Below are 13,147 nucleotides of genomic sequence, written 5' to 3'. Positions count from 1 at the left end.
AGATCGGATGAGCGATACTGACGGAAAGAAACCCCTGGGTCTTGGTGGCGGCCGTTCGGGCCATGTGAAGCAAAGCTTCAGCCACGGACGGACCCATAACGTGGTCGTGGAGACCAAGCGCAAGCGTGTGGTCGTTCCGGGCAAGGCCGGTGCGGCGGCTGGCGGCGGGCGCCCCGGTTCGTCTTCGGCTGTGTCGGGCGACCCGTCGAAGCGTCCCGCAGGCATCTCTGATGCCGAGATGGAGCGTCGCCTTACCGCGCTGAGGGCCGCCAAGGCCCGCGAGGCCGAAGAGGCCGTGCAACGCGTCGCCGAAGAAAAGGCCCGCGAGGAAGAACGCGAACGCCGCCGCCAGGAGGCAGAGGCGAAAGAACGCGAAGAGCGTGAGCGCGAGGAAGCCCTGCGGCTGAAAGCCGAAGAGGATGAACGCCGCGCCCGCGAAGCCGAACTGCGCGAAAAGAAAAAGGCCGAGGTCACCAAGCCGAAGACCGAGGCGCGCCCCACGACACCCGCCGACCGTGCCGCCGCCGAAGCCGCGGCCTCGCGTGCCGAGACCAAGGGTGTCACCGCCGCTGCTCCGCGCAAGACCGACCGCGAACGCGACGGCCGCAGCGGAGCCGACGACCGCGACAGCCGCAACAAGAGCCGCGACGACAGTCGCCGCACGGGCAAGCTGTCGCTCAGCCAGGCGCTGAACGGCGAAGGCGGGCGGCAACGCAGCTTGGCCGCAATGAAGCGCAAGCAGGAAAAAGCCCGGCAAAAAGCCATGGGCAACAGCCAGCGCGCCGAAAAGCAGGTGCGCGACGTGCAACTGCCCGAAAGCATCGTGGTGTCGGAACTGGCCAACCGCATGGCCGAACGCACGCCCGATGTCATCAAGTCGCTTATGCGCATGGGCATGATGGTGACTGCGAACCAGTCGATCGATGCCGATACCGCTGAACTGGTGATCGACGAATTCGGCCATCGCACGGTGCGCGTTTCGGATTCGGACGTCGAGCAGGTCATCGATCAGGTCGAGGACCGGCCCGAGGACCTGAAGGCGCGGCCGCCCGTGATCACGATCATGGGGCACGTCGACCACGGCAAGACCTCGCTTCTGGACGCGATCCGTCATGCCAATGTCGTCTCGGGCGAGGCCGGTGGCATTACGCAGCATATCGGCGCCTATCAGGTAAAGGCGTCGAACGGCGCGTTGCTGACCTTCCTCGATACGCCCGGACACGCCGCGTTTACCTCGATGCGGGCCCGTGGCGCGCAGGTGACGGATATCGTCGTGTTGGTGGTGGCCGCGGATGACGCGGTGATGCCGCAGACGGTCGAGGCGATCAACCACGCCAAGGCTGCCAACGTGCCGATGATCGTCGCGATCAACAAGGTCGACAAGCCGGCTGCGAACCCGCAAAAGGTCCGCACCGACCTGCTGCAGCACGAGGTCGTCGTCGAGGCGATGTCGGGCGAGGTTCAGGATATCGAGGTTTCGGCCAAGACCGGCCAAGGTCTTGATAACCTGCTGGAAGCCATTGCGCTGCAGGCCGAGATCCTTGAGCTTAAGTCCAATCCCGAACGCCCCGCCCAAGGCGCGGTGATCGAGGCCAAGCTGGACGTTGGCCGTGGCCCGGTTGCGACGGTTCTGGTGCAAAACGGCACGCTGAAGCGCGGCGACATCTTTGTCGTCGGCGAACAGTGGGGCAAGGTGCGCGCGCTGATCAACGACAAGGGCGATCGCATCGACGAGGCCGGCCCCTCGGTTCCGGTCGAGGTGCTGGGTCTTAACGGTACGCCCGAGGCGGGCGACGTGCTGAACGTCGTCGAGACCGAGGCGCAGGCACGCGAGATTGCGGATTACCGCATTCAGGCCGCCAAGGACAAACGCGCTGCCGCCGGCGCCGCGGTCACGCTGGATCAGATGCTGGCCAAGGCCAAGGCCGACCAAAGCGTCGCCGAACTGCCGGTGGTCATCAAGGCCGACGTGCAGGGCTCGGCCGAAGCCATCGTCCAGGCGTTGGAAAAGATCGGTAACGACGAGGTGCGCGTTCGCGTGCTGCATTACGGCGTCGGCGCGATCACCGAATCGGATGTCGGATTGGCCGAGGCCAGCCAGGCACCCGTGATCGGCTTCAACGTCCGCGCCAACGCTCCGGCGCGCAGCTCCGCCAACCAGAAGGGGGTCGAGATCCGCTATTACTCGATCATCTACGATCTGGTGGATGACATCAAAGCGGCGGCCTCGGGCCTGTTGTCGGCCGAAGTGCGCGAAAACTTCATCGGCTATGCCGAGATCAAGGAAGTGTTCCGTGTCTCGGGCGTGGGCAATGTCGCCGGCTGTCTCGTCACCGAAGGCGTGGCACGGCGTTCCGCCGGCGTGCGCCTGCTGCGCGACAACGTGGTGATCCACGAAGGCACGCTGAAAACGCTCAAGCGCTTCAAGGACGAGGTCAAAGAGGTCCAGTCCGGTCAGGAATGCGGCATGGCCTTTGAAAACTACGACGATGTTCGCAAGGGCGATGTCATCGAGATCTTCGAGCGCGAAGAAGTGCAGCGTCAGCTGTGATCCGCGAGCGGAAAGACTGATTGGGCGGGCCTTGGGGTCCGCCCTTTCCATATCGGCGCTTCACTTTACAAAATTGTAAAAAAGAACGGGGTCCGTGACGGACCCCGTTCCGTTATCATGGGCACGTTTCTGTTGTATCAGGACAGGACGGGCTTACCCTCATAGGTCTTGCTGCCTACTCGGACTACGATATTCCCGTTGGTTTGCTGCCTTTCAAAGATACCCTGGACAGAAATGCAGCTTCCAATCGTGATAGTGCGAATCATGTCCGATCTCCTCCTCTACAGGATTTCAGAATTGTCGCAAAATCGTTAAATGTTAACTGGGAATGTTCAAAGCTGCGGCAAAATGATGATGCGGCTTTCTTGGACGTGACCGATATGTCTCATAACCAGTCGCGAAGAATGGGAATAAGCGGCAAATCGGCGGGCGGCATGGGATATTTGTTTAATTCATGGGTACGCGCCCAAACCAGATTCTGCCCTTCCTGAGGCATCGGTACGCCTTGCCAGCGCCGGCAAGCGAACAGGGGCATCAGCAAGTGAAAATCGTCATAGCTGTGGCTGGCGAAAGTCAGTGGCGCAAGGCAGGACCCCCAGGTCTCGATACCCAGCTCTTCATGCAGCTCTCGGATCAATGCCCGCTCGGGGGTTTCGCCCGGTTCGACCTTGCCGCCCGGAAACTCCCACAGACCCGCGAGGGACTTGCCCTCGGGGCGCTGTGCCAGAAGCACGCGGCCGTCCGCGTCGATCAACGCGACGGCCGCGACAAGCAGCGTCTTCATGAGCGATAGTCGGCGTTGATGTCGATATAGCGATGGGTCAGGTCGCAGGTCCAGACGGTGCGCCCGCCCTTGCCGAGCCCCAGATCGACACCGATCACCAGATGGTCGCGCTTCATATAGGCGCTGGCGGCGGCCTCGTCATAGCCGGGGGCGCGCCAGCCCTTTTCGGCCAGCACCATATCGCCAAAGCGGATGGTCAGCCGGTCCCGGTCAGCCTCGGCCCCGGATTTGCCGACGGCCATGACCACCCGGCCCCAGTTCGCATCCTCGCCAGCGATGGCGGTTTTGACCAAGGGCGAGTTGGCGATGGCCATGGCCACGCGGTGCGCATCGGCATCGCTGGCCGCGCCCGTCACCTGCACCTCGACGAATTTCGTCGCGCCCTCGCCGTCCTTGACCACCTGCTGCGCCAGATCCAGCATCACCTGCCCCAGCGCCTTGCCAAAGGCCCGGGCAGGGGACGAGCGCAGATCGGTGATGGGCGCGGCCTGCGACTTGCCGGTCGCCGCCAGGATCAGCGCGTCCGAAGTCGAGGTGTCGCTGTCCACGGTGATGGCGTTGAAGGTCTGGTCCAGCCGGGCGGACAGCATCTTTTGCAAAAGCTTCGGCTCGATCCGGGCATCGGTAAAGATATAGACCAGCATGGTCGCCATATCGGGCGCGATCATGCCCGACCCTTTGGCGATACCGACGATATTGATGGTGCCGCCCTCGCCCTCGAAACTCGCTGCCGCGCCTTTCGGGAAGGTGTCGGTGGTCATGATGGCCTGCGCCGCACCGGCGACGCCGCCCACATCCAGATTGGCGGCAAGGTCGCCGATGACGGTGGTGATGCGGTCGGCCGGCAGCGGCTCACCGATCACCCCGGTGGAGGACGAGAAAACCCGCTCGCGCGGCACGCCAAGCGCCTTGGCGACGCCGCCCGTGACCGCATCCACCGCTTCTTGCCCGTTCTTGCCGGTAAAGGCGTTGGCGTTACCCGAGTTCACGATGATCGCAGCGCCTTCGCCAACGTCCTGCTTCAACGCCAGCTTGGCCTGACAGTCCAGCACGCTGGCCGCACGGGTCGAGGATTTGGTGAAGGCGCCGGCGATGGCCGTACCCGGCGCCAGCCGCACCAGCATGACATCGGTGCGGCCCTGATATTTCACCCCGGCCGCGCCCGAGGCGAACTCGGCACCCTCGATCACCGGCAGATCGGGAAAGTGCGCCGGCGCCAGCGGCGAAACCGGGTTTTTCGATTTCACCGCAGCCTCGACCACGGCTCCTGCCCGGGACTCGATGCCGTTCACCGTTTCCTTCACCGCGGTTTTCAGCTTTTTCAGCTTCTTCTTCAGGGACTTCAGCTTTTCAGCATCGGAAAGCCTGGACCTCTTTTCGCCCGTCTTGGCCATCGCTCACTCTCCCAGGATGTCGGTTTTGTTCAGCAGATCGGGGCTGAGCCCTTCGGTCTTTTCGACCGTGGCTTCGGACATGCGTTTTTCGATCTCGGCCTGCACCTTGTCGCGACGCACCTGCACGGCAAGCTGGTCCTTGATTTCCTCGAACGCGGGCGGGGTGACCTCACGCGTGTCGTTCAGCTTGATCAGATGCCAGCCGAACTGGGTCTCGACCGGGTCTGAGACCTGGCCTTTTTCCAGCGCCTTGACCGCCTCGGCAAAGGGCTCGACCATCTGCTCGGGCTGGAACCAGCCCAGGTCGCCCTTGTTGGGGCCGGAATTGTCGGTCGATTTCTCTTCGGCCAACTGGCCGAAATCGGCGCCATCCTTGATCTGCTGGGCAATAGCCTCGGCCTCTTCCTTGGTCTTCACCAGGATATGAGCGGCGCTGTATTCCGTGGCGGGCTGGGTCTGATCGCCAAAAGCCTGCGCATAGGCGGCTTTCAGCTCAGCTTCGTCCGGCTCGGCGGCGGCGATCTTTTCCAGAACCGAACCGGCAAGATAGGCACGTTTTTCGATTTCCAGCGCGACGGCGTCACGTTTGCTCAGCGGCTCGGCCGCCTGCGCCACGGCGGTCTGGCGGATCATCTGGTCCAGCATCAGGTCCCACAGAGCCGTATCCGGCAAGCCCTGCGTCGACTGCGCGTCCAGCCCCTGCCGCATGGCGACCATCTGGCCCAGCGTGATCGTCTCGCCATTGACGGTTGCGACGACCGTGTCGGCATCCTGCGCCAGCGCGGGCAGGGCCGGAACGATCCCCGAAAGCAGCACAGAGACGGCGAAAAGCGGTTTCAGCATTTTATTCCCCTTTATGGGACGGCGCGTCCACGTACAGGTGAACGGGCGCAAGCGTTGACAGTGGGCCGGCCGGGGCATACATCCAGCGCAACCGAAAATGCGCGCCCGTCGCCGTTTTTCCGGCCCAAGTGATAGGGCAAGGCGAATGGTGCCGGCAAGTGGGCGGAACGTCCCGCGCACCCCAGATACGCGATTTTGAAGGTTCATATGCTCGGCATCGGAAACTTGGCGAAACTGGTCTTTGGCACGCCCAATGACCGCAAGGTAAAATCGGTCCGCCCGCTGGTGGCCCAGATCAACGCGCTGGAGGAAAAATTCCGCGCTTTGTCGGACGCCGACCTGATCGGCAAGACCCGCGAGCTTCAGGGTCGGGCACAATCGGGCGAGGATCTGGACAAGCTTCTGCCCGAAGCATTCGCCAACTGCCGAGAAGGCGCGCGCCGCGCGATCGGCCTGCGCGCTTTTGACACGCAGTTGATGGGCGGCATCTTCCTGCATCAGGGCAATATCGCCGAAATGAAGACCGGCGAGGGCAAGACCTTGGTCGCCACCTTCCCGGCATATCTGAATGCGCTGGCCGGCAAGGGCGTCCACGTCGTCACCGTCAACGACTACCTGGCGAAACGCGACGCGCAATGGATGGGCAAGGTGTTCGCGCAACTGGGCATGACCACCGGCGTCGTCTACCCCTTCCAGGAGGATGCGGAAAAGCGACAGGCCTATCAGGCCGACGTCACCTATGCCACGAACAACGAGTTGGGCTTCGATTATCTGCGCGACAACATGAAAGGGTCGATCGACCAGATGACCCAGCGCGGGCATTTCTATGCCATCGTTGACGAGGTGGACAGCATCCTTGTCGATGAGGCGCGCACACCGCTGATCATCTCGGGACCCAGCCAGGACCGCAGCGAACTTTACATGACGCTGGACAAGTTCATGCCGGAGCTTCAACCCGAGCATTACAAGCTGGACGAAAAGTCCCGTAACGCCACCTTTACCGAGGAAGGCAACGAGTTTCTTGAAAAGCGCCTGCAAGCCGCAGGCATCCTGCCCGAGGGGCAGACGCTCTACGACCCGGAATCGACTACCATCGTCCACCACGTCAACCAGGCGATGCGTGCTCACAAGCTGTTCTTGCGCGACCAGCACTATATCGTGCGCGACGACGAAATTGTGCTGATCGACGAATTCACCGGCCGGATGATGAAGGGCCGCCGCCTGTCCGACGGTCTGCACCAGGCCATCGAAGCCAAGGAAGGCGTCGCCATTCAGCCGGAAAACGTGACGCTCGCCTCGGTCACCTTCCAGAACTATTTCCGGCTTTACGACAAGCTTTCGGGCATGACCGGCACCGCCGCGACCGAGGCCGAGGAATTCGCCGAAATCTACAAGCTCGGCGTGGTCGAGGTGCCGACCAACCGCCCCGTGCAGCGTATCGACGAGCATGACCGCGTCTATCGCACCGCGGCCGAGAAATATGCTGCCGTGATCGAGGCGATCAAAGAGGCCCATGCCAAGGGTCAGCCGATCCTTGTCGGCACCACCTCAATCGAGAAATCCGAGATGCTGTCGCAAATGCTTGGCAAGGAGGGTATCGAGCATAATGTGCTGAACGCCCGCCAGCACGAGCAAGAGGCCAAGATCGTCGCCGATGCCGGCAAGCTGGGCGCGGTGACCATCGCCACCAACATGGCAGGGCGCGGCACCGACATCCAGTTGGGCGGCAACGTCGAAATGAAGGTAATGGAAGCGCTGGCCGCCGATCCCGAGGCGAACCCCGACGAGGTGCGTGCCCGGATCGAATCCGAGCATGCCGCCGAGAAACAGGCGGTTCTGGACGCGGGCGGCCTGTTCGTCTTGGCGACTGAGCGCCATGAAAGCCGCCGTATCGACAACCAGTTGCGTGGGCGTTCGGGCCGTCAGGGCGACCCCGGCCGTTCGCTGTTCTTCCTGTCGCTGGAAGACGACCTGATGCGCATCTTCGGCTCGGAGCGGCTGGACAAGGTGCTGTCGTCGCTGGGCATGAAAGCGGGCGAGGCCATCGTCCACCCTTGGGTCAACAAGTCGCTGGAACGCGCCCAGGCCAAGGTCGAGGGCCGCAACTTCGACATTCGCAAACAGTTGCTGAAGTTCGACGACGTGATGAACGACCAGCGCAAGGCCATCTTCAGCCAGCGCCTGGAAATCATGCATACGGACGAGGTCGGGGACATTGCGGCCGACATGCGCGCGCAGGTGATCGACGACCTGATCGACCAATACCTGCCGCCGCGCGCTTATGCCGAGCAATGGAACATCACGGGCCTGCATGACGCAGTGGTCGAGCGGCTGAACATGGACCTTCCCATCGCCGATTGGGCGGCCGAGGAGGGCGTGGATCAGGATGCCATCCGCGAACGCGTCCAACAGGCCACCAGTGCCTATATGACGCAGAAGGCCGAACAATTCGGTCCCGAGAACATGCGTCAGATTGAAAAACAGGTGCTGCTGCAGCAAATCGACGCCAAATGGCGCGAACATCTGGTGACGCTTGAACACCTGCGCTCCGTCGTGGGCTTCCGCGGTTACGCACAACGCGATCCGCTGTCGGAATACAAGACCGAGGGCTTCCAGCTTTTCGAAACCATGCTGGATGGGCTGCGCTTCGACGTAACGCAGCAACTGGCCCGTATCCGCCCGCTGACCGATGCCGAACGCGAACAGATGCTGCGCGAATATCAGCAGCAGCAAGAGGCGGTCGAGGCGCAAATGCACCCCGAGCATGAAGAGGCCGAAGGCGGTGAAGTCTCGGGCCGCGTCGCCGGCTTTGACGAGACGGACCCCACCACCTGGGGCAATCCCTCGCGCAACGATCCTTGCCCCTGCGGGTCCGGCAACAAGTTCAAGCACTGCCACGGCGCATTGGCATGATTAGGGGGCCTTCGGGCCCCTTCTCATATGTCCAGCTTCTTGCCCGCGGAGCATGGGTATTTATGCAACAAAGAAGACACCGCGGCGTAACGAAGGCTTCTTCGTTGCCCCAATACCCATCTTGCACACATACCCGCCCACGCACGTTGGCCTGGTGCTATCTTGGCCATGATCGTGGAGAAGCCCAATCATAGCTAGGCTGGGGACCTATTAATTAGTCATGATGTGTGATTCACAGTGTCCGTTGAGGAGGCTGTGATGGGTGATTTGTTTTTGCTGAGCGAGCGGCAGATGGCGCGGATCGAGCCTTACTTTGCGCTGTCGCATGGTGTGCCACGGGTCGATGACCGGCGGGTGATGGGCGGGATCGTCTATGTGATCCGCAACGGCCTGCAGTGGAAGGATGCACCCAAGGACTATGGGCCGCACAAGACGCTTTACAGCCGCTTCATCCGCTGGAGCCGGCTCGGCGTGTTCGACCGCATCTTCGCGGGGCTCTCCCGCGAGGGGCCGAGACCGGAGCGCATCATGATCGACGCGACGCATCTGAAGGCCCACCGTACGGCGGCGAGCTTGCTCAAAAAGGGGCTGTTCCCCGTCGTATCGGCCGCACAAAAGATGGCCTGAACTCAAGCTCCACACTGTCTGCGACGGCGAGGGCCGGCCGATCATCATGGCTTTGTCGAAGGGCCAGATGAGCGATCACAAGGGCGCAAGCCTCGTGCTCGACACCCTGCCGCCGGCCAGGACGCTTATCGCCGACCGCGGCTACGACAGCGCCGGGTTCCGGCAGGCGCTTGCCGCCAAGGGTATCGCGCCGTGCATTCCCTCATCCAGGAGCCGCAAGGTCCCCTTTGCCTACGACAAGCTGCTCTACCGCCAGCGGCACAGGATTGAGAACCTGTTCGCCAAGCTCAAGGACTGGCGCCGGATCGCTACCCGCTACGACAGATGCCCCAAGGTCTTCCTGTCTGCCATCGCTTTGGCAGCCGCCGTCATCTTCTGGCTTTAACCATCAATGAGTCTGGACCCTATTCCCCCGGAACTGTAGTCCGTATCATTGATCCGAGCGGTTTCGGAGGATGCTATGGTAGGCCGGGTGGCGGACGAGGTGGTTCTGAGCGCCGCGGAGCGCGGGTTTCTGGAGGCTCAGGTTCGACGGCACAAGGCGGCGCGTTCGCTGTCGGACCGGTGCCGGATAATCCTGCTCTGTGCGGAAGGGCTGCAAAGCAAGGAGGTCGGCGCGCGGCTCGGAGTGCATGAGCATACTGTCGGCAAGTGGCGCAGACGGTCCGTCAGGGACCGGATCGAGGGGCTGACCGACGAATATCGTCCTGGTCGGCCCCGCACGGTGTCGGACGATCAGGTAGCCGAGGTGATCGAGCGGACACTGAACACCACGCCGAAGGACGCCACCCATTGGTCGATCCGCTCGATGGCTGTGGCGACGGGCCTGTCGCATACCACCATCCGCCGGATCTGGGCCGCCTTCGGCCTGCAACCGCATCGCAGCGAGACGTTCAAGCTCTCGACCGATCCGCTGTTCGTCGACAAGGTGCAGGATATCGTCGGCCTTTACATGGCCCCACCGAACCGGGCCATCGTGCTGTGCGTGGACGAAAAATCCCAGATTCAGGCGCTGGATCGGGAACAGCCGGTGTTGCCGATGGCGCCGGGTGTCGCCGAGCGGAGAACCCACAGCTATATCCGCCACGGTACGACCTCGCTGTTTGCAGCACTCGATATCGCCACAGGGGCGGTGATCGGCAAATGCTACAAGCGGCACCGGGCGACCGCGTTCCTCGACTTCCTGAAGCGGATCGATGCAACCTTGCCGCAAGGACGGGACGTGCATCTGGTGATGGACAACTACGCCACCCACAAGACACCCAAGATCAAGGCCTGGCTCGCCCGGCGCCCGCATTGGCATGTGCATTTCACACCCACCTCAGCCAGTTGGATCAACCAGGTGGAGCGCTGGTTCGCAGAACTGACGCGCAAGCAACTGCAACGGGGCGTCCACCGCTCCACCGCCGACCTCGAGGCGGACATTGTCGCATTCATCGACGCGCACAACGAGAACCCCAAGCCCTACCGATGGGTCAAATCCGCCGACGAAATCCTCGCGTCGGTCAAACGCTTCTGCCAGAAAACACAGCAAAATCTATGTGCCGAAATTTAGATGCAGCTGACTAGGGCGTCTAGCAAGGCGCTGAAAAAGGTCGCTGCGGAGAACGGTTTCCCCGCACCTCCGGCTTGAGGTGGCGTTTTGCGCAGGGGAAAGGCAACCTTCTGCCTCAAGCGGCGAGCAGTTTTGGCAAACTGGCCAAGTTGCAGGCCACTATCGCCATGGTGAAGCGGGCTCGCACACGCTCTATACCGCGATACATGGTCTGTGCCATGCCGCCGATGGTCTTTGCCCAGCCGAAAGGTTCCTTGATCTTCTTCCGGCGCCGCTGAGATTTGGCGTAGCCGGGATGCCGGGTGGTTCTGCCATCAATGGTGGAATGCCGGGACTTCTGGGCGACATGCGGCGTGACTACCATCTGGCGCAGCTCGGCGACGAAGTCGGCGCTGTCGTAGCCGCGGTCTGCCGCCAGGGTCAGTCGCCGTGTGGATCCCGGTGAATGGCGATGGAGCATGTCGATGGCGGCACGGCGTTCGGCCTGGCCACCCGCCTGGGTCAGGTCGGCCTGCACGATCAGGCCGGCACGGTTCTCCATCAAGCTATGCCCCATGAAGCACAGCATCGCGCCTGCGCCAGGTGACTTCTTGAACAACCGGGCATCAGGATCGGTCATCGAAGCATGAGTTGCGTTGGAGCCCCGTTCACCACGGAAATCGACTTCGGCGTTGCGGTGGCGGCGTGTGGGGCGGGTCATGGGTTCGGGTTCGGTAGTGGATTGATCGGAAGGTTCGGCATGGGCGACGGTATCTGGCGGATCACCTGGGTCGTCGTTCCGGTCGGGCAACGGATTGTCCTTCGGCTGGAAGCTCTTCATCGATGCCCAGGCCTTTACCAATGTGCCATCGACCGAGAAGTGGTCGTCCGACAGCAGCGGCGCCACCTCGCGATGCGCCAGGATGGCAGCCATGATCTTGCGGGACATGTCCGTGGTCAGGAGCCGGTCGCGGTTCTTCGTGAAGACCGTCGGGACCCAGATGGCGTCGTCAATCCCGAGGCGCACGAACCAGCGGAACAACAGGTTGTAGTCCATCTGCTCCATGAGCTGCCGCTCGGAACGGATCGAGGAAAGGATCTGCAAGAGGCTGGCCCGTATCAGCTGTTCCGGTGCGATCGAGGGACGGCCCTCGCCGGCGTAGAGCCGGTCGACCTCGGCATCCAGGGCGCGCAACGCATCGTTGACGACCGCCCTGATCTTACGCAACGGATGCCGCGCCGGGATGCGCTCCTCAAGATCGACGTAGCTGAACAGCGATCCCGTCACCTTGTCCGATCCGCGCATCGCTACCTCCGTCATACCAGCGGTGGCTGGTGAATCACGCTCCAAGATGCGCGTCGAGGCCGGAGTTTTTCAGCGCCCTGTTAAGATTTTCACCGAAGTGGAGTTTTCTGTTGCATTCCATGAGCATGTCGTCGATCACTTAAGGCCAGAAGTCCCTGTAAGAAGATGCGCCTTTCAGCTTATCGGTAATAATTTCTCGTTGCCGGCTGCTATTATTCAACGGCCAAGACCACTCATGATAAAGGGCGGGCACCTTCCAAGTGCTCCCGTAGCGGTGAGTCAGAAATGCCTCTGGTTTCGCGGGGCAGGATAGCAGCGATCATAGAGCGAGACTTGTGACGGTGGCAGGGTGACATCGGCAGGGACGGGACTATAAATAGGATACTTCAGCATTACCTGCAGATTGTCCTCTCACGCCAACAGGGAAACAGATCCAGTTTGCCTTGGGGCCTCCGATCGGAACCAAAAATAACAGGGTCTAAGGAGGACATAGGGCTGCTTTTTACCGGCATCGATGGAAAGCTCAATGCGATCCACTTTGCAGTCTATTTTCAGGTTCTTGCACAACGCCGCGCGGGCCATAAAGTCAAAAACCCGAAGACAACTCATCAGTCAGCGTGATAAACCTTGTCCGTTTTCGCTCTCGTTCTATCTAACCTGCATTAACCAACTCCAAAGAACTTTTATTATTGTTTATCAGGCCCGCAATCCATTACGGATCATCGTGCTAGAAATGCCTTCTGTGCGAGGCATATAGTGAACCTCACAAAGGTCGGAAAGGAAATCGAATTTCCCCTGCCAATCGTCACCCATTGTAAAAATGTCGACTCGGTACAGCGGAATATCATCCCGTTTCTGTTCCCAGGTCTTTTCCGGTATCACGAGATCAACATAGCGCAACGCCTCGAGATGAGCCTTGCGCTCTTCCCAGCTGTGAAAGGCAACCTTGCCCTTTATCGCGTTGAATTCATCGGTAGACAAAGCAACGATCAGATAGTCACCCAAGGCCCGGGCACGTTGCAGCAGGCGGATATGGCCGAAATGCAGTGTGTCAAAGGTCCCGTAGGTAATGACTCGTTTCATTTTGTCATCCCCCGAATGGAAGTTCATTAAACTGACATGATCGAAGGATAAGGTAGAAGTCCGCAGTAACGGAAGAGACTGACATGCCTTTCTTATCCCCCAACTCAAGCTC

At 61.4% G+C, this 13,147-nt stretch carries 8 protein-coding genes and 1 pseudogene; 4 read left to right on the top strand and 5 right to left on the bottom strand.

Features of this window, described 5'->3' with window-relative positions; all coding sequences use genetic code 11:
* Nucleotides 1–7: 7 nt before the first annotated feature.
* Entirely contained in the window at nt 8–2,551 is a 2,544-nt protein-coding gene (infB, locus tag JWJ88_RS00985) for a translation initiation factor IF-2 (RefSeq protein ID WP_205294263.1), read from the top strand.
* A 385-nt stretch (nt 2,552–2,936) separates the two neighbouring features.
* Here the strand turns inward: infB and mutT are convergent, their stop codons facing one another.
* Genes mutT through JWJ88_RS00970 form a run of 3 tightly spaced genes read right to left on the bottom strand, consistent with a single transcriptional unit; the run spans nt 2,937 to nt 5,572 of the window.
* Entirely contained in the window at nt 2,937–3,335 is a 399-nt protein-coding gene (gene mutT, locus JWJ88_RS00980; RefSeq protein WP_205294262.1) for an 8-oxo-dGTP diphosphatase MutT, read from the bottom strand.
* Nucleotides 3,332–4,729 (bottom strand): bifunctional glutamate N-acetyltransferase/amino-acid acetyltransferase ArgJ, encoded by a 1,398-nt coding sequence (gene argJ, locus JWJ88_RS00975; protein ID WP_205294261.1) that lies wholly within the window; start codon nt 4,727–4,729, stop codon nt 3,332–3,334. The genes mutT and argJ overlap by 4 nt, the downstream gene beginning before the upstream one ends.
* 3 nt (nt 4,730–4,732) lie before the next feature.
* Complete coding sequence (locus tag JWJ88_RS00970; protein WP_205294260.1) at nt 4,733–5,572, bottom strand: peptidylprolyl isomerase; 840 nt, start codon at nt 5,570–5,572, stop codon at nt 4,733–4,735.
* Nucleotides 5,573–5,779: 207 nt separating this feature from the next.
* On the opposite strand from JWJ88_RS00970, the gene secA reads away from it, so the two are divergent.
* The 3 genes and pseudogenes from secA (at nt 5,780) to JWJ88_RS00955 (ending at nt 10,667) form a co-directional block, all read left to right on the top strand.
* The gene (gene secA / locus JWJ88_RS00965; RefSeq protein WP_205294259.1) at nt 5,780–8,485 is read left to right on the top strand and encodes a preprotein translocase subunit SecA; all 2,706 of its coding nucleotides are present in this window, start codon (nt 5,780–5,782) and stop codon (nt 8,483–8,485) included.
* Between the two features lie 258 nt (nt 8,486–8,743).
* Nucleotides 8,744–9,497 (top strand): annotated as a pseudogene (locus JWJ88_RS00960) (IS5 family transposase).
* 75 nt (nt 9,498–9,572) lie between these two features.
* Nucleotides 9,573–10,667 carry an IS630 family transposase gene (locus JWJ88_RS00955; protein ID WP_205294258.1) on the top strand — a complete coding sequence of 365 codons (1,095 nt, stop codon included), beginning with the start codon at nt 9,573–9,575 and terminating at the stop codon, nt 10,665–10,667.
* Nucleotides 10,668–10,782: 115 nt separating this feature from the next.
* Here the strand turns inward: JWJ88_RS00955 and JWJ88_RS00950 are convergent, their stop codons facing one another.
* Complete coding sequence (locus JWJ88_RS00950; protein WP_205294257.1) at nt 10,783–11,952, bottom strand: IS5 family transposase; 1,170 nt, start codon at nt 11,950–11,952, stop codon at nt 10,783–10,785.
* A gap of 696 nt (nt 11,953–12,648) precedes the next feature.
* The gene (gene tagD / locus JWJ88_RS00945) at nt 12,649–13,035 is read right to left on the bottom strand and encodes a glycerol-3-phosphate cytidylyltransferase (RefSeq protein ID WP_205294256.1); all 387 of its coding nucleotides are present in this window, start codon (nt 13,033–13,035) and stop codon (nt 12,649–12,651) included.
* Between the last annotated feature and the right edge of the window lie 112 nt (nt 13,036–13,147).

Source organism: Paracoccus methylovorus (genome assembly GCF_016919705.1).
GTDB lineage: Bacteria > Pseudomonadota > Alphaproteobacteria > Rhodobacterales > Rhodobacteraceae > Paracoccus > Paracoccus methylovorus.
This window is presented reverse-complemented; position numbering and strand designations above follow the sequence as displayed.